Origin of the sequence: Microbacterium sp. PMB16 (assembly GCF_051294855.1) — a bacterium.
GTDB lineage: Bacteria > Actinomycetota > Actinomycetes > Actinomycetales > Microbacteriaceae > Microbacterium.
The window spans coordinates 774,982-791,975 of record NZ_CP145908.1 but is presented as its reverse complement, the minus strand read 5'-3'; the positions used below and the strand labels follow the sequence as shown (position 1 = coordinate 791,975).

The following is a 16,994-nucleotide window of genomic DNA, read 5'->3' as shown; positions in this document are numbered from 1 at the left end:
CCCCGGATCGCGTATTTCGTGCGGATTCGGACCCCGCGGCGACGGGGTAGCCTGGCACGCGTGACCGACTCCACGCCTGCGCCCCGCGTCCTCGTCCGCACGGAAGGCGCGCTCGGACGGCTCACGTTGAACCGCCCCGAGGCGATCAACGCGCTCGACATCAGCATGATCGAGCAGCTCACGCAGGCGCTCACGGCGTGGGTCCACGACACCGATGTACAGATCGTCCTGATCGACGGAGCCGGTGACCGGGGAATGTGCGCGGGGGGTGACGTCCGTGCGCTGCACGCGCAGATCGTCGCCGGTCACGCCGAGCAGACCGCCGAATTCTTCCGGGCGGAGTACGCGCTGAACGCGATGATCGCGGAGTATCCGAAGCCGCTCGTCGCGCTTGCCGACGGCATCACGATGGGCGGTGGCATCGGGCTGGCGGGGCACGCGGCCATCCGGATCGTCACCGAGCGCTCGAAGTTGGCCATGCCGGAGACGCGCATCGGGTTCACGCCCGACGTCGGCGGCACCTGGCTGCTCGGGCGCGCGCCCGGACGGTTCGGCGAGTACTTCGGCCTCACCGGGGCGGCGATGAGCGGAGCGGATGCCGTGCACCTCGGGTTCGCCGACCACTTCGTGCCGTCCGATCGACTCGACGCCCTGCGCGAGGCTCTCGCCTATCGTGCTGACCCGACCGGCCCCAGTGAGATCGTGCTGCTGTTCGATGAGACACCGGAGCCGTCGGAACTGCCCGCATCGCAGGAATGGGTCGACGAGGCGTTCTCCGCGCCGACGGTCGCCGAGATCGTCGAGCGACTGCAGGCGCAGGGGACGACGGATGCCGCGGCCACGGCAGACCTCCTCGAAGGGCTCGCGCCGACAGCGCTCGTCGTCACGCTCGACGCGGTGCGCGAGGCCAGGGAGCTGCCGAACCTCCGGGCGGCGCTGGAGGGCGAGTATCGGCGGGTGCTGTGGTTCGTGAACGAGCACCCCGACCTGGTCGAGGGCATCCGCGCCCAACTGGTCGACAAGGACCGGAACCCGCGCTGGGACCCGCCCACCCTCGCCGAGCTCGCACCGGATGCCGGTGCCGGCGCGCGCGAGTACGTGCCGCCGCATCCGCTCTTCTGAGTCTCCATCCGCGCGAAGAGACCCCGCCACACCGCCGCGAAGAGACGTCTCCATTCGCTCGAATGCAACCTGAGCCGTTCTTCGTCCGGGTGCAGAAACCGCAGGCCGGGGGCGAAAAGGTTCGCTGTCAGCGAAGGTCCTCCGAAAGGGGGATACGAATGTCGGCAGTTCGTGGCACTCTGTCTTGTGGCCGATCGTCGGTCGGCAGCCGTCAGCCGAGAGATCCGCCGTTCCATCCTTCCTAGAAAGTGCGCCTGTGCTGGGAAAAATCCTCGTCCGCTATCTGTCCCGCTATAAGTGGCTGCTCCTGGGTGTGCTGGTCTTCCAGCTCGCCAGCGTCGCCGCGACCCTCTACCTCCCGCGCCTGAACGCCGACATCATCGACAAGGGCGTCGCCCAGGGTGACACCGGCTACATCTGGAACACGGGTCTCTTCATGCTCGCCGTGTCGCTGGGGCAGATCATCGCCTCGGTCGCCGCGACCTACTTCGCCGCGCGTGCCGCGATGGGTGCCGGCCGCGACATCCGCGCCGACGTCTTCAGCCGGGTCAGCGGCTTCTCCGAGCGCGAGGTGTCGGTGTTCGGCGCCGGGTCGCTCATCACCCGCAACACGAACGACGTGCAGCAGGTGCAGATGCTCGCGATGATGGGCGCGACGATGCTCGTCACCGCGCCGTTGCTCGCGATCGGCGGCATCATCTTCGCGGTGCAGACCAACGTCGGCCTCAGCTGGCTCATCGCCGTGGCCGTGCCTGCGCTGCTGATCCTCGCCGCCCTCGTGATCGGCCGCATGGTGCCACTGTTCCGCACCTACCAGGGCCGGCTCGATAACGTGAACCGCATCATGCGCGAGCAGCTCACCGGCGTCCGCGTCGTGCGCGCGTTCGTGCGCGAGCGCATCGAGGAGGAGCGGTTCCGTGGTGCGAACACCGACATCATGGTCGTCGGCCGCAAGGTCGGCTCGCTGTTCGTGCTGCTGTTCCCGCTGTTCATGCTCATCCTCAACGTCACCGTCGTCTCCGTCATCTGGTTCGGCGGCATCGAGGTCAACAACGGCACGGTGCAGGTGGGCACGCTCTTCGCCTTCATGCAGTACATCGGCCAGATCATGGGCGGCGTCATCATGGCGAGCTTCATGGCGATGATGATCCCGCGTGCCGCGGTCTCGGCCGAGCGCATCGGGGAGGTTCTCGACGCGGAGTCCACCATGGAGCGCCCCGAGAACGGTGTCACCGAGTTCCCGGTCCCCGGATCAGTCGCGCTCGACGACGTCGAGTTCACGTACCCGGGTGCTGACGCGCCGGTGCTCAAGGGCATCAGCTTCGCCGCGCAGCCGGGCGAGACGGTCGCGATCGTCGGTTCGACCGGTTCGGGCAAGACGACCCTCGTGTCGCTCATCCCACGGCTCTTCGACGTCTCGGGCGGTGCTGTGCACGTCGGCGGCACCGATGTGCGCGAAGCCGATGTCGAGTCGCTGTGGGACAGCATCGGCCTCGTGCCGCAGCGCCCGTTCCTCTTCACCGGCACCGTGGCATCGAACCTCCGGTACGGGCGGGAAGAGGCGACAGACGAAGAACTGTGGCAGGCCCTCGAGATCGCGCAGGGTCGCGACTTCGTCGAGGAGATGCCAGACGGACTCGAATCGCGCATCGCTCAGGGCGGTACCAACGTCTCGGGCGGGCAGCGCCAGCGGCTCGCGATCGCACGTGCGATCGTGCACCAGCCGAAGGTGCTCGTGTTCGACGACTCGTTCTCCGCTCTCGACCTGACCACCGACGCTCGGCTGAGGCAGGCGCTGTGGCGGGAGCTCCCGCACGTCACCAAGATCGTCGTCGCGCAGCGCGTCTCGTCGATCACCGATGCCGATCGCATCGTCGTCCTCGAGGGCGGCACCATGGTCGGCGTCGGCACCCATGAGGAGTTGCTCGAGACGAGCGACACCTACCGAGAGATCGTCGAATCGCAGCTGGGGGTGGACGCATGAGCGACAACGCTTCGACAGAATCAGGGACCACGTCCCGCAAGAGCCGCGGCAAGGCGGCGGTCGTCGAGCCCGAACTCACCGAAGAAGAGAAGTACGAGGCGGAGCTCGCCGAACAGGCGCGCCAGAACTCGGGCGACTGGGACAGTGTCGCACCGGGCAAGGCCGACAACTTCGGACCGAGCTTCGCGCGGATGATCGGACTGCTGAAGCCGTCGGCCGTGTGGTTCATCTTCGTGTCGATCCTCGGAGCGCTCGGCGTGGTCCTCACGGTCGCGGCGCCGAAGGTGCTCGGCGAGGCGACGAACCTCGTCTACAAGGGGTTCATCTCCATCCAGCTCGGTCAGCCGAACGGTGACTTCCCCGGTTTCCCCGCTGGCACGCCGCAGAATGTCGTGGTCGACGCGCTGAACAGCGCAGGTCAGGCCGACTTCGCCAACCAGGTCGGCGCGCTCGGCGACTTCCAGGTGGGCGACGGCGTCGACTTCGACGCGCTGCGGTGGATCATCGCCGCGGTGCTCGCGATCTACATCGCCGCTGCATTCCTGACCTGGATCCAGGGCTACGTCATCAACGTCATCATGGTGCGCACGATGTGGCGCCTGCGTGAGTCGGTCGAGGCGAAGATCAACCGCCTGCCCCTGTCGTACTTCGACAAGGTGCAGCGTGGTGAGCTGATCTCGCGTGTCACGAACGACATCGACAACATCACGCAGACGATGCAGCAGTCGCTCTCCGGAGCCCTCACCTCGGTGCTCACCGTGGTCGGCGTCCTGGTCATGATGTTCTCGATCTCCTGGCAGCTCGCGCTCGTGGCACTCGTCACGCTGCCGCTGATGGCCGTGATCTTCGGTGTCATCGGTCCGCGTTCGCAGAAGGCGTTCGGCACCCAGTGGCGCAAGGTCGGACGACTGAACGCCCGCGTCGAGGAGGCCTTCTCTGGCCACGCGCTGGTCAAGGTGTTCGGGCGCGAGAAGGATGCGCTGAACAAGTTCCAGGTCGAGAACGAAGAGCTGTTCCAGGCGAGCTTCAAGGCGCAGTTCCTCTCCGGCATCATCATGCCGGCGATGATGTTCGTCGGAAGCCTCAGCTACGTCGGCATCGCGGTGCTCGGCGGACTGATGGTCGCCAGCGGCCAGCTGCGTCTCGGTGACGTGCAGGCGTTCATCCAGTACTCGCAGCAGTTCACGCAGCCGCTGTCCGAGCTGGGCGGCATGGCCGCCGTCGTGCAATCGGGTACGGCATCCGCGGAGCGCGTCTTCGAGCTGCTCGACGCCGACGAGCAGGAGGCCGACGACTCGGACGCTCCGGAGCTCGCCGACGGCAAGGGCGTCATCGAGTTCGAGAATGTCGCGTTCTCGTACACTCCGGAGCGCCCGCTCATCCAGGACCTGTCGTTCCGGGTGGAGCCGGGGCAGACCGTCGCGATCGTCGGACCGACCGGTGCGGGCAAGACCACCCTGGTCAACCTCATCATGCGGTTCTACGAGCTCAGCGGCGGCCGGATCCTGCTCGACGGGCAGGACATCGCAGAGATCACCCGCGACGAGCTGCGCTCCCGCACCGGCATGGTGCTGCAGGACCCGTGGTTGTTCGCCGGCAGCATCCGAGAGAACATCCGTTACGGTCGCTCGACGGCGACCGACGACGAAGTTCTCGAGGCCGCGAAGGCGACGTACGTCGACCGGTTCGTGCACGCCCTCCCCGAGGGCTACGACACGGTCCTCGACGAGGATGCATCGAACGTCTCGGCGGGTGAGCGTCAGCTCATCACCATCGCTCGCGCGTTCGTCGCACAGCCGTCCATCCTCATCCTGGACGAGGCGACATCTGCGGTCGACACCCGCACCGAGCTGCTGCTGCAGCACGCGATGGCTGCGCTCCGTCAGGGACGCACGTCGTTCGTGATCGCGCACCGTCTGTCGACCATCCGCGACGCCGACCTCATCCTCGTGATGGAGCACGGCGACATCGTCGAGAAGGGCACGCACGACGAACTGATCACCGCACAGGGCGCGTACTGGCGCCTATACCAGTCGCAGTTCGAGCAGGCAGCGACCGACATCGACGCCGACGACGCCCTCACCGGGTCGACGCCGGTCGTCATCGCCGGAGAAGCCGACGACGCCCAGGCGGCAGCGGATGACGCGCTGCGTGGAGTCTCGGTCGGGGCACAGGTTCCGGGTGCCGAGACGGCAGCCGCCCAGGCGCTGATCGAAGACGGATCCGACGACTCCGGTCGACGGAGCTGACACCCGTCGTACCCGCACCACGCGAGACGCCCCACCCCACTGCTTCGGGGTGGGGCGTCTCGCGCTTCGCGGATGCGTGAGTCAGGATGCGCGGGTCAGGATGCGCGGGTCAGGATGCGTGAGTCAGGAGCCGTCGATTCCGAGCAGCTCGATCGGATGCGTCAGCCGCCACCAGGCGCTCGGTCCCTCGACGTCCTGCGCCAGGGTCAGCGGTGTCGCGACGGTGCCGAGCGGTCCCACCGTGGTGAGCGTGCCGACCTCGCCGTTCTTCTCGCGCTCGTCGCCGAGGTCGAAAGCAGGAGTCGCGGTCGCGAGCGCGCCGTTCCACAGCACGACATCGGCATCCGCGCCGGCGATCACGTCGACCTTCGTACCCCACAACGTCGTCACTTCACCGACCACCGTGCCCTCGGCGACCGCCGGGCCCTGTGCCTGGAGTGCGGCCTCCGTCTCGGCGAACAGCGCACGCGTCGCGGCCAGGCGCTGAGCGTCGTCGCCCTGATCCAGGACAGCCGCGTACAGATGCACCGTGGTGTCGCCGACGACCACGTCTTTCGCGGTCAGCAGGTTCCAGCCGACCAGCGTGCCGGTCTTGATGCCGACGACACCGGGGTCGGCCAGCATCCCGTTCGTGTTGACGACGGTGCCGGCACCGGGGAGGTCGACCGACTTCGTGCCGACGATCTGCGCGAACACCGGATTCTTCATCGCCCACTCGCCGAGGTCGATCAATGCTTCCGGCGTCGCCACGTTGCGCTCGTCGAACCCGGACGGTGTCACGACGGTGATGCCGTCGAATCCGCGCTCGCGCAGCCAGATCTCGGCGGCGTCGGCGAACTCCTCGTCGGAACCCCAGATCTCGGATGCCAGACGGTCGATGTAGTTGTTCGCCGAGCCCAGCAGCGTGCCCTGCAGCAGCTGATACTCGGTGAGCACGCCGTCGACCGGGACATCGAGCGCTGACTGATCGGCCCGACGGTAGTTCCAGTAGTCCTGGCTGTCCCAATAGTCGAAAGAGAACTCGGGACCCTGCTCGCCGGGAGCGAGCGGCATCCGGTCGAGCACCATCAGACTGCTGACGACCTTCGTGATGCTCGCGATGCTCACGGCGTTCGGAGCGGATGCCGCGACGCTCACGCCCGCGACACCCACGGCCGCGCTGCCACGGCCCGGCCAGGTGACAGCCGCCGCCGGGGCAGGTGTGGTGGCGAATTCCACCGCCTCCACCGTCGGAGCGACCGAGTGCAGCGGCCAGAGCAACGTGGTGCCGGCATACGCTCCGAGGAGGCCGACGAGCGCGCACAAGGGCACGAGGACCCCGGGGCGAGCGATCGCCGGGCGCAGCTTCGCTCCGCGCAACAGCCCTTCCGCGTCGACTGTCTTCGTCGGCTCATCGAGGGTCGCGGCAGGGGAGTGGTGAGCGACCGCTGCCGGATCGACCCACGTCAGCGCCGTGGCGGGAGCTTCGTCGTCAGCCCACTGGGCCTCGGGAGACTCGAGGATCGCTATCGCGTCGTCAACTGGCGCCGTCGGGATCGCTGCGACGACCTCAGTGGCCTCGGCCGCGACGACCTCAGTGGCCTCTGCCGCGGCGGGTGTGCTCTGCACGGGTGCGCTCTCCACAGGGACGTTCGCGGCGGGTGTGCTCTCGGCGGGTGCGCTCTCCGCGGTGAAGAGAGAGTCGACGGAATCAGCGGAGACGGGGAGCACCGGTGCGACGGCCGGCGCGGGTGGGGAGAGTCGCCGGCGAAGAGCGCGTCAGCCGCGAAGGAGGGCCGGTGCCCGTCGTCACCCTCGACGGCGGAGACGGCGTTCGGACGGGTGTCGTCGCTGACGACGCCCGTCGCCTCGTCGGTTGGATCGGAAGCGCTCACTCGCTTACGGTACCGAATCTCTGCGGCGATCTGCGCCGGAGGACCTTCGCGGTGCGGGGGTGTCGTGAGGCGGTAGGATCGTCAGCACAACCACGGGAGTCCGGCGAGCCGGGCTGAGAGGGAGCGAATCGCGCTTCGACCGTCGAACCTGATCTGGGTAATGCCAGCGCAGGGAGGAGTTCAGATGAGTACGTCCACGTCCACATCCGCGTCCCCGAAGACGCAGGGTTCGACTCCCGCCGGGTCGCTCCGCTGGCGCGTCGTCGACATCGTCGTCGCCGCTGTCCTCGGTGTCGCGATCGGCCTCGTCTTCTGGGGCTGGAACACGATCGGCTATGCCTGGTTCGGTGCGGCCGACGCCCTCACGCCCGGTCTCGGCGGCATCGCCGTCGGCATCTGGCTGCTCGGCGGGGTCGTCGGCGGTCTCGTGATCCGCAAGCCCGGCGCCGCCCTCGTCGTCGAAATCGTCGCGGCGATCGTCTCGATGCTGATCGGCAACGTGTGGGGCGTCTCCACCGTGCTGTCCGGCATCGTCCAGGGGTTCGGCGCAGAGCTCATCTTCGCTCTGTTCTTCTACCGTCGTTTCGGCATCGCCGTCGCCGCTCTCGCAGGTGTCGGCGCTGCCGCCGCGGCGTGGGTCTTCGAGCTGTTCTACGGTGCCTCGCCGAACATCCTGAAGTCGGTCGAGTTCAACACGATCTACCTCGTCAGCATCGTGGTCTCCGGTGCGATCCTCGCGGGCGTCGTCGGCTGGCTGCTCGTCCGCGCTCTCGCAGTGACCGGCGCGCTCAACCGCTTCGCCGTCGGGCGAGAGCACGTGCGCGAGGTCTGATCGTGACCTTCGCCGCCCCGGCCCGCGTGCAGGCTGCGGGCTGGGGGTGGCGGTACGCCGGCCGGAAGCGTCCGGCGGTCGCCGATGTGAGCTTCACGATCGAACCCGGTGAGCGGGTGCTCCTTCTCGGCGCCTCCGGTGCCGGCAAGTCCACTCTTCTCGCAGGGCTGGCCGGCGTGCTCGGCGGCGACGACGAAGGCGACCGGACGGGCTCGCTGCTCGTCGATGGCGCGGCTCCCGAGTCGCGGCGCGGTCAGGTGGGACTGGTCCTGCAGGACCCGGATGCGGGGATCGTGCTGTCCAAGGTGGGCGACGACATCGCCTTCGGGTGCGAGAACCTCGGTGTGGTCGCCTCAGAGATCCCCCTCCGTGTCGCGGAGGCGATGGATGCCGTCGGCCTCGATGTGCCACTGGAACGCCCGACCAAGGCGCTCTCCGGCGGGCAGAAGCAGCGGCTCGTGCTTGCGGGCGTGCTGGCGATGCGCCCCGGATTGCTGCTTCTCGACGAGCCGACGGCGAACCTCGATCCCGAAGGCGTGGGGGAGGTGCGGGCGAGCGTGGAGCGTGCTGTCGCCTCGACCGGCGCGACGCTGATCGTCGTCGAGCATCGCACGCCGGTGTGGGTCGACCTGATGACCCGCGTGATCGTGCTCGCGGCGGACGGCGGCCTCCTCGCCGACGGTGCGCCGGACCAGGTGTTCGCCGCACATGGCTCGACCCTCGCCGATGCGGGGGTGTGGGTGCCCGACCGCGGCATCGACCTGCCCGTCCTGCAGCAGGTGACGGCATCCGACGCGCTCTCCGCGTCAAGGCTCGCCATCGCGCGAGAGTCGGCCACGGTCGTGCAGTCGGGTCTCGAGGTGCGCGTGCCGCGTGCGAACGCGACCGTGATCACCGGACCGAACGGAGTGGGGAAGTCGACGCTGGCGTTGACCCTCGCCGGCCTCGTCCCGGAGCACGCCGGTGAGGTGCGGGCTGCCCCGGAACTCGCCGGGCGCCGGGGGCTGCGGCCGATCCGCTGGAGCTCGCGCGAACTGCTCACCCGCATCGGGATGGTGTTCCAGGAGCCCGAGCACCAGTTCCTGGCCCAGACGCTGCGCGATGAGCTGGCGGTCGGCCCTCGCGCTCTCGGCTGGACGCAGGCGCGAACGGATGCTGTGGTCGATGAGCTCCTGGAACGACTGGGCCTCGCCCCGCTCGCGCTGGCCAATCCGTTCACGCTCTCCGGGGGACAGAAACGCCGCCTCTCGGTGGCGACGGTGCTCGCGGGGGCTCCGGAGGTGATCGTGCTCGACGAGCCGACCTTCGGGCAGGACCGTCGCGGGTGGATCTCGCTCGTCGCGCTGCTGCAGGAGGAGATCGCGCGCGGTCGTTCGATCATCGCCGTGACACACGACGACGCGGTGATCCGCCACCTCGGAGGACACCGCATCGACCTGGAGGCCGCGGCATGACCACGACCGACACGGCACGGGCGGTCTGGCTCGACGGAGTCAACCCGGTGACCAAGCTCGTGCTCGCGATTCTGCTCTCGGTACCGCTCTTCGCCTCGATCGACGTCACGAGCGCGATCGTCGCGATCGCGCTGCAGCTCCTGTGCCTGCCCCTGACCGGCATGCGCCTGACCACCGTGCTGAAGCGGCTGCTGCCGATCGTCGTCTTCGCCCCGATCGCCGGCGTGAGCATGCTTCTCTACGCGGAGCCCGCCGGCCGCGTCTACTGGTCGTTCGGCTTCGCCACCATCAGTGAGGGGTCGGTCGCCCTCGCGATCGCGGTGAGCCTGCGCGTGATCGCTCTGGGCCTGCCCACGATCCTCCTGTTCGGCGGCACCGATCCGACGCAGCTCGCGGACGCTCTCTCGCAGGTCGCCAAGCTGCCGAGCCGATTCGTGCTCGGCATCCTGGCGGGCACCCGGATGCTGGGGTTGTTCCTCGACGACTGGCGCACCATGGGTCTCGCTCGCCGCGCGCGCGGCGTCGGCGACCGCGGCGTGCTGCGGCGGTTCTTCTCCATGGCCTTCGTGCTGCTCGTCTTCGCGGTGCGTCGCGGCTCGAAGCTGGCGCTGGCCATGGAGGCACGGGGCTTCGGGTCCGGCATCCCTCGCACCTGGTCGCGGCCGTCACGACTGCACCCGCGCGATGCGGTCGCCCTGGCCGGCGGGCTCGCCATCATGGCCCTGGCACTCACCGCTGCCGTGGTGGCGGGAACCTTCCGCTTCGTGTGGAGCTGAGAGAAGGCCCGGGCCTCGCGCTCCTGATCAGGTCGCGTTCCACAGATTCCGGTAGTACGCGAGGCGTTCGCGGTCGGGCTCGATGCCGTAGGCCTCGATGAGCGCGTCTTCCCATCCCGGGCCGTAGTTCCACTCGGTGCTCATCGAGGCAACCGCGAGATCGGCCCAGCGGTCGGCGGTGCCCAGCAGCGCCAGATCGACGTGCGCCAGCCACCGGCCATCGTGCCCCACGAGCGTGTTGGGGCAGCAGGCGTCGCCGTGGCTGACCACGAGCCGGTCGATCTCCGGTGGAGTGCGGAACGTCTCGGGGACCACGATGCCGCGCCGCTCGGCGTTCGCGATGCGCGACGGCACGCTCCACTCCCACGGGCACTCGTCGACGGGGAGCGTGTCGTGCATGGCGCGGAGCGCCTCGCCGACCGCGCGCACGGCGGCCGCAGGCTCGGCCACCCACCGCGGATCCACGGCACTGAGCCCGTCGATCGCGGCGGTCACGAGCCACTCGTGCGTCTCGTCCTGTCCCTGCACGAGCACGGTCGGCACGGTGATCCAAGCGGATGCCCAGGCCATCCGCTCGGCCTCGTCCTGGAGCGTGAACTCGAGGTTGCGTGGACCCCACTTGATGAAGAAGGGCTCGCCCCCGCCGGTGGCGCGGAACGTCAGCCCGCCGTAGTCGTTGTCCCAGACGCAGACGAGATCGGCGCCGTGGGCGAGCTCCCGCACCTTGTCGGGGACCAGGACGGGCTCGGTGGGGATCGACATGCTTCCATCCTGGCGCACGCCCGAGGGAGGAGGCCGGCTTCGTGACTGCACGGAGAACCACGTAGGCTGAGACTGCGTTCCACGTCATCGGATCGCACGACGACGTTCGAGGGAGAACTTCTGATGCAGATCAGCGGACAGGGCGCGCTCATCACGGGCGGAGCCTCCGGGCTCGGCCTCGCCACGGCGCGACGGCTCACGGCCGCCGGCGCGCATGTCACCATCGTCGACCTGGCCTCGTCGAAGGGTGCCGAGGTCGCGGACGAGCTCGGCGGGATCTTCGTACCGGCCGACGTCACGAACGCCGACGAGGTGCAGGCCGCGGTCGCCGCCGCCCAGGCCGCCGCCCCGCTGCGCGTCGTCGTCAACTGCGCCGGTATCGCCCCGCCCGCCAAGGTGCTCGACCGTGAAGGCGTTCCCGCCCTGCTCGCCGATTTCGAGCGTGTGATCCGCATCAACCTCGTCGGCACGTTCAACGTGCTGTCCCAGGCATCCGCCGTCATCTCGAAGAACGACCTCCACGACGAAGAGCGCGGGGTCATCGTGAACACCGCGAGCGTCGCCGCCTTCGACGGCCAGATCGGGCAGGCCGCCTACTCCGCGTCGAAAGGTGGGGTCCACGCGATGACCCTTCCCGTGGCGCGCGAACTCGCCCGCCACGGCATCCGCGTCTGCACGATCGCCCCCGGGATCATGGAGACGCCCATGCTCATGGGGCTGCCGCAGGCCGCGCAGGACTCGCTGGGCCAGCAGGTGCCGTTCCCCTCGAGGCTCGGCCGTCCCGACGAGTACGCCGCGCTGGTGGCGCACATCGTCGAGAACTCCTACCTGAACGGCGAGACGATCCGCCTCGACGGCGCGATCCGCATGGCGCCGAAGTAAACCCCGACCCGCACATCCGAGGAGCACCCATGTCACTGGCAGGCAAGACCATCCTGATGTCCGGCGGGAGCCGGGGAATCGGCCTCGCGATCGCCCTGCGCGCCGCGGCCGACGGCGCGAACATCGCCATGCTCGCGAAGACCGACACGCCCCACCCCAAGCTCGAGGGCACCGTCCACACCGCCGCGGAGCAGATCCGTGCCGCGGGCGGGCAGGCGCTCCCGATCGTCGGCGATGTGCGCGACGACGACGACGTCACCGAAGCCGTGCTGAAGACGCAGGGCGAGTTCGGCGGGATCGACATCGTCCTCAACAACGCCAGCGTGATCGACCTCTCGCGTTCCCTCGAGCTCAACGCCAAGAAGTACGACCTGATGCAGGACGTCAACGTGCGCGGCACGTTCATGCTCTCGCGGGCCGCGGTTCCGATCCTGAAGGACGCCGAGAACCCGCACATCCTGTCGCTGTCGCCGCCGCTGAACCCCACGCCGAAGTGGCTCGGCGCCCACACCGGCTACTCGCTCGCCAAGTTCGGCATGACGATGGTGACCCTCGGCCTTGCGGCGGAGTTCGCCCGCGATGGCATCGCCGCGAACACTCTGTGGCCGCGCACCACCATCGCGACCGCCGCCGTGCAGAACCTCCTCGGCGGCGACAAGGTCATGGCGGCGAGCCGCACGGCCGACATCTATGCGGATGCCGCGTACGCGGTGATGCTCAAGCCCGCAGCCTCGTACACCGGGCAGACGCTCATCGTCGAAGACGTGCTGGAGGCCGACGGCGTGACCGACTTCTCGGGCTACGCCGCGATTCCCGGGACGCCCGACTCGGCGCTGTTCCCGGACATCTTCCTCGACTGAGCGGGTATCTCGGGCTGCGCGGAACTACGCAGAACGTCAGAAACTTCGCAGGAAGCCCCGCGATGTTCTGCGAAGTTCATGTCGTTCTGCGAAGTTTTCGAGCCCCGTGGGTCAGAACAGCAGGTACACGGCGCCGGCCACGGTGAGAACGATCACGATGCGGTCGAAGAGGCGCTGGTCCATGCGCTTCGCCAGGCGGATGCCGGTGAGCGCGCCGACCACGACCAGGGGCGCGAGCACGGCATCCATCAGCAGCACGGGTCCGTGGAACAGTCCGAGACCGGCGAGGAACGGCACCTTCACCAGGTTGATGATCGCGAAGAACCAGGCCGAGGTGCCCAGGAACACCTGCACCGGGGTGCGCGTCGCGAGGAAGTACATCGACATCACCGGGCCGCCGGCGTTCGCGACCATCGTGGTGAACCCGCCGAGCGTGCCGTAGACACCGGAGAGCACGAGGCCGCCGCGTACCGGGGCGACGGCATCCGCCCTCTCCTGCCGCCACCGGCGCCAGAGGGTCACGGCGATCATGAGCAGCAGAATCACGCCGATCGCCCGCCGGACGATGTTGTCGTCGGCGAATGCCAGGAAGGCGAAGCCGACGAGGAGCCCGGCCACGACCGCCGGCGCGAGACGCAGCAGCGTCGGCCAGTGCGCGTGCCGACGGTAGGCGATCAGCGCGAAGATGTCGCCGACCATGAGCAGCAGCAGCATCGCGGCCGTCGAGGTTCGCGCAGGGAGCACAGCGGCGAACAGGGCGATCGCGAGGATGTTCCCGCCCGGGATCGCGGTCTTCGAGATGCCGATCGTGACGGCGGCGATGCCGAGTGCCACCCAGGCCCACGGCAGAAGTTCCGGCATCAGCCTCGTGTGGCGTCGAGTGCCGCAGCGAACCGCACGGCGCGCTGCTCGATGTCGGCCCAGTCGGATGCCGCGATCGAGGCGCCGTTCGCGAGGTCGCCGCCGGCGCCGACCGCGACCGCTCCGGCGGCGAACCACGCGGCGAGGTTGTCGGGGTTCACGCCGCCGGTGGGCATGAGCGGAGCGTCGGGGAACGGGCCGCGGAGCGCACCGAGATAGGAAGGGCCGCCGAGCGAGGCGGGGAAGATCTTGACCACGTCGACGCCCAACCCGAGCGCCGTCATGACCTCGGTCGGCGTCATCGCGCCGGTCATCACGACCCGACCGGTGTCGAGCATTGCGCGGGTCAGATCAGGCAGGGTGCCGGGGCTGACCAGGAACTCGGCTCCGGCATCCGCCGCGAGGGTCGCCTGCGCGGGCGTCGTCACGGTGCCGGCGCCGATGTACGCGGTGTCTCCGTGGCGGGCGATGAGTTCGCGGATCACGGCCGGAGCGTCCGGCGTGGAGAAGGTGACCTCGACGCCGGTGACCCCGCCGCGGATGATCGCCTCGGATGCTTCCAGCGCGACCTCGGGAGAAGGAGCGCGGAGCACGGCGAGGATGCCGGTGGCGCGGGCACGGGCAAGACGGTCGGGCATCGGGGCTCCTAGCGTGGGGGATGCTGCCATTCTCCCTGACCGCAATCTGTCGTTACAACCGGTGCCCCTCGGTCAGCCGCGCCAGGCGTCGACGATGTCCTTCGATTCGCGCAGCCCGAGCCCGGTCTGCTCCCGGAGCACCTTGATCGCGTTGATCTTGGCCCCGCCGGCGATGAGCCTGTCGATCTCGGCCGTCACCGGCGCCGGCAGCGACGCGCGGACCGACGCGGGCGTGTGCGTGGTCGGCGTGATCGACGAATACGCTGCCGTTGCGTTCGAGACAGCGGCCAGGTGCGGAGCGGTCGTGCTGATCGACCAGTGCTCGACGCGATCCTTGGCCTCCTTCAGCCCGACGCCGGTGGCATCGCGGAACAGCTTGATGGCGTGGATCTTCTGCCCTGCGCCGATGAGCCGGTCGATCTCGGCGACGACCTGAGGGGTGAGCCCGGATGCCGTGGAGGCGGCCGACGAAGCAGGCAGTGAGCGCGCGGTGGTCGGAGACGGCGTGAACACCTGCGGCTCTGGCAGCTTGGGTCGCATCCCGCGGAGCGCCGCGGCGAGGATCCCGACGACGACGACCAGGCCGACGACGATCCCGATGATCCAGACGATGTCCATGGGCTCAGTCTAGGGAGCGGGAGTCCCGCGCCCCAGGGCCTTCCCACCCGCCACCGCGTACCCTTAGAGGTATGACCGAGACTCCCCGCACGCGCGAGACGCGCCCCGCAGCATCCGCGTCCGCCCCGCAGGGACGACCCGCTCAGGGCAAGATCCGCTCCACGAAGCCCGCACAGGTGCGTCCGGCGACCGAGGGATGGACGCAGCAGAAGGATGCCGAAGGGCGTCCGCTGCTGCAGTTCGCGAGCCCGAAGCGGGGAAAGCCGCCCGTGCACCTCGCCGACCTCACGCCCGCCGAGCGCATCGAGAAGGTCAAGGAGCTCGGGCTGCCCGGCTTCCGCGCCAAGCAGCTCTCCACCCACTACTTCCGGCACTACACGTCGGACCCTGAGCAGATGACCGACCTCCCGGCTGACACCCGGGAGCAGCTCGTCGCCGGGATGCTGCCGCCGCTGCTCGCCGAGGTGCGCCGGCTCGAGACCGACCGCGGTGACACGATCAAGTTCCTCTGGCGCCTGCACGACGGCGCGCTCGTCGAGTCGGTGCTCATGCGCTACCCCGGCCGGATCACGCTGTGCGTGTCGAGCCAGGCCGGCTGCGGCATGAACTGCCCGTTCTGCGCGACGGGGCAGGCCGGTCTCACCCGCAACATGTCGACCGCCGAGATCATCGAGCAGATCGTGCGCGCGAACCGCCTGATCGCCGACGGCGGCCTCGGTGGCAAGAAGTCCGACGACCACAGCATGGAGCGCGTCTCGAACATCGTCTTCATGGGGATGGGCGAGCCGCTCGCCAACTACAAGCGCGTGATGGATGCGGTGCGGTCGATGGTCGCCCCTCAGCCCGACGGTCTCGGTATGAGCGCCCGCGGCATCACGGTGTCGACGGTGGGCCTGGTGCCCGCGATCAAGAAGCTCTCCGACGAAGGCATCCCGGTGACCTTCGCGCTCTCGCTGCACGCCCCCGACGATCACCTGCGCGACGAGCTCATCCCGGTGAACTCGAAGTGGAAGGTCGACGAGGCGCTCGACGCGGCCTACGAGTATTACGAGAAGACCGGTCGCCGGGTCTCGATCGAGTACGCGCTCATCAAGGACATGAACGACCACGCCTGGCGTGCCGATCTGCTGGCCGAGAAGCTCAACCAGCGCGGCCGCGGATGGGTGCACGTGAACCCGATCCCGCTGAACCCGACTCCCGGGTCGATCTGGACGGCATCCGAGAGAGACGTCACGAACGAGTTCGTGCGTCGGCTCAACGACGCCGGCATCCCGACGACCCTCCGCGACACCCGTGGCAAGGAGATCGACGGCGCCTGCGGTCAGCTCGTCGCGACGACCGAAGACGAGGCGGCCTCGGCGGCCATGGCCTGACCTCCTCTGCCTTCGAATCGCGCAACTGGTCGCAAAGCGGCGCGACAAGCACCCATTCGCGCGATTCGAAAGGTGTGGGGGGGCTCAGTGCGCTGCGCGGCGGGCGTCGCGGGCGCCCAAGAGCTCGGCGCGGTCGAGCCAGCGGGAGATCGTCGGCGTCTTCGCGTCTTTGACGCCCAGCATCCGATGCGTGCGCACAGAGCGGATGCCGCACAGGCGCATCGTGTTCCTCGCGACGTGGGTCTGCGCGGGAAGGCCGGTCAGGGGAGCGGCGTACCACGGGGTGTCGGCCAGCAGGAGCAGGCGCCCGTGGCGGGCGGGCAGCAGGCCCTCGGGGAGTCCGAGCTTCGAGTAGCGGTACTCCTGCTGGGGGAGCAACGCCCGGTCGAAGAACCCCTTCAGCACGGCGGGAACCGATCCCCACCACAGCGGCGTCGCCACAACGATGGTGTCCGCTTCGCTGAGCGCGCGCTTCGCGTCGGCGAGGTCGGGTTCGAGCAGCATCCGCTCCCGGTAGCCGAACCGCAGGTGCGGATCGAAGTCGAGGTCGCGGAGCGCGAGCACCCGGGCGTCGCCGTGCCCGGTGGCATAGCGCTGCGCGAGGGCAGCGGTCAGAGAGCGGGCATCGGGGTGGCCGTCGATCACGAGAGCGGTCATGGCTGATTTCCTATCTGGACAGTGTCAAGCTGGTGGACAGTGTCAAGATAGG

The 16,994-nt window shown here is 68.9% G+C and carries 15 protein-coding genes and 1 riboswitch; of the genes, 9 read left to right on the top strand and 6 right to left on the bottom strand.

Features of this window, described 5'->3' with window-relative positions:
- Positions 1-60: 60 nt before the first annotated feature.
- From V5D55_RS03815 to V5D55_RS03805, 3 genes are all read left to right on the top strand, one after another.
- Entirely contained in the window at positions 61-1,122 is a 1,062-nt protein-coding gene (locus V5D55_RS03815) for an enoyl-CoA hydratase/isomerase family protein (protein WP_435747829.1), read from the top strand.
- 256 nt (positions 1,123-1,378) lie between these two features.
- Positions 1,379-3,106, top strand: a complete 1,728-nt coding sequence (locus V5D55_RS03810; RefSeq protein ID WP_435747827.1) for an ABC transporter ATP-binding protein — start codon at positions 1,379-1,381, stop codon at positions 3,104-3,106.
- Positions 3,103-5,355 carry an ABC transporter ATP-binding protein gene (locus V5D55_RS03805; RefSeq protein WP_435747825.1) on the top strand — a complete coding sequence of 751 codons (2,253 nt, stop codon included), beginning with the start codon at positions 3,103-3,105 and terminating at the stop codon, positions 5,353-5,355. The genes V5D55_RS03810 and V5D55_RS03805 overlap by 4 nt, the downstream gene beginning before the upstream one ends.
- A gap of 123 nt (positions 5,356-5,478) precedes the next feature.
- Here the strand turns inward: V5D55_RS03805 and V5D55_RS03800 are convergent, their stop codons facing one another.
- The gene (locus tag V5D55_RS03800) at positions 5,479-7,065 is read right to left on the bottom strand and encodes a D-alanyl-D-alanine carboxypeptidase family protein (protein ID WP_435747823.1); all 1,587 of its coding nucleotides are present in this window, start codon (positions 7,063-7,065) and stop codon (positions 5,479-5,481) included.
- 246 nt (positions 7,066-7,311) lie between these two features.
- A riboswitch (TPP riboswitch) is annotated at positions 7,312-7,423 on the top strand.
- Here V5D55_RS03800 and V5D55_RS03795 point away from each other — a divergent pair.
- The 3 genes from V5D55_RS03795 to V5D55_RS03785 all read left to right on the top strand — a co-directional run bounded on the left by V5D55_RS03795 (position 7,414) and on the right by V5D55_RS03785 (position 10,291).
- Positions 7,414-8,061 (top strand): ECF transporter S component, encoded by a 648-nt coding sequence (locus tag V5D55_RS03795; RefSeq protein ID WP_435747821.1) that lies wholly within the window; start codon positions 7,414-7,416, stop codon positions 8,059-8,061. (Overlaps the previous riboswitch by 10 nt.)
- A gap of 2 nt (positions 8,062-8,063) precedes the next feature.
- Positions 8,064-9,515, top strand: a complete 1,452-nt coding sequence (locus V5D55_RS03790) for an ABC transporter ATP-binding protein (protein WP_435747819.1) — start codon at positions 8,064-8,066, stop codon at positions 9,513-9,515.
- Positions 9,512-10,291 carry an energy-coupling factor transporter transmembrane component T family protein gene (locus V5D55_RS03785; RefSeq protein WP_435747817.1) on the top strand — a complete coding sequence of 260 codons (780 nt, stop codon included), beginning with the start codon at positions 9,512-9,514 and terminating at the stop codon, positions 10,289-10,291. Before V5D55_RS03790 ends, V5D55_RS03785 begins: the two co-directional genes overlap by 4 nt.
- Positions 10,292-10,318: 27 nt before the next feature.
- Here the strand turns inward: V5D55_RS03785 and V5D55_RS03780 are convergent, their stop codons facing one another.
- Positions 10,319-11,053, bottom strand: coding sequence for a phosphotransferase (locus V5D55_RS03780; RefSeq protein ID WP_435747815.1), 735 nt, complete (start codon positions 11,051-11,053; stop codon positions 10,319-10,321).
- A 123-nt stretch (positions 11,054-11,176) separates the two neighbouring features.
- Here V5D55_RS03780 and V5D55_RS03775 point away from each other — a divergent pair, with 123 nt between their 5' ends.
- Positions 11,177-11,935, top strand: coding sequence for an SDR family NAD(P)-dependent oxidoreductase (locus V5D55_RS03775; protein ID WP_435747813.1), 759 nt, complete (start codon positions 11,177-11,179; stop codon positions 11,933-11,935).
- A 29-nt stretch (positions 11,936-11,964) separates the two neighbouring features.
- Positions 11,965-12,795: an SDR family oxidoreductase gene (locus tag V5D55_RS03770; RefSeq protein WP_435747811.1), complete on the top strand. Its 831-nt coding sequence runs from the start codon at positions 11,965-11,967 to the stop codon at positions 12,793-12,795.
- Between the two features lie 111 nt (positions 12,796-12,906).
- Here V5D55_RS03770 and V5D55_RS03765 read toward each other — a convergent pair whose 3' ends face one another.
- The 3 genes from V5D55_RS03765 to V5D55_RS03755 form a co-directional block, all read right to left on the bottom strand.
- Positions 12,907-13,656, bottom strand: coding sequence for a sulfite exporter TauE/SafE family protein (locus V5D55_RS03765; protein ID WP_435747810.1), 750 nt, complete (start codon positions 13,654-13,656; stop codon positions 12,907-12,909).
- Positions 13,656-14,294 (bottom strand): bifunctional 4-hydroxy-2-oxoglutarate aldolase/2-dehydro-3-deoxy-phosphogluconate aldolase, encoded by a 639-nt coding sequence (locus V5D55_RS03760; RefSeq protein ID WP_435747808.1) that lies wholly within the window; start codon positions 14,292-14,294, stop codon positions 13,656-13,658. Before V5D55_RS03760 ends, V5D55_RS03765 begins: the two co-directional genes overlap by 1 nt.
- A 72-nt stretch (positions 14,295-14,366) precedes the next feature.
- Positions 14,367-14,912 (bottom strand): ribosomal protein L7/L12, encoded by a 546-nt coding sequence (locus tag V5D55_RS03755; RefSeq protein ID WP_435747806.1) that lies wholly within the window; start codon positions 14,910-14,912, stop codon positions 14,367-14,369.
- 71 nt (positions 14,913-14,983) lie between these two features.
- On the opposite strand from V5D55_RS03755, the gene rlmN reads away from it, so the two are divergent.
- Positions 14,984-16,285 (top strand): 23S rRNA (adenine(2503)-C(2))-methyltransferase RlmN, encoded by a 1,302-nt coding sequence (gene rlmN / locus V5D55_RS03750; RefSeq protein ID WP_435747804.1) that lies wholly within the window; start codon positions 14,984-14,986, stop codon positions 16,283-16,285.
- A gap of 84 nt (positions 16,286-16,369) precedes the next feature.
- Here the strand turns inward: rlmN and V5D55_RS03745 are convergent, their stop codons facing one another.
- Positions 16,370-16,942, bottom strand: coding sequence for an NAD(P)H-dependent oxidoreductase (locus V5D55_RS03745; protein ID WP_435747802.1), 573 nt, complete (start codon positions 16,940-16,942; stop codon positions 16,370-16,372).
- Between the last annotated feature and the right edge of the window lie 52 nt (positions 16,943-16,994).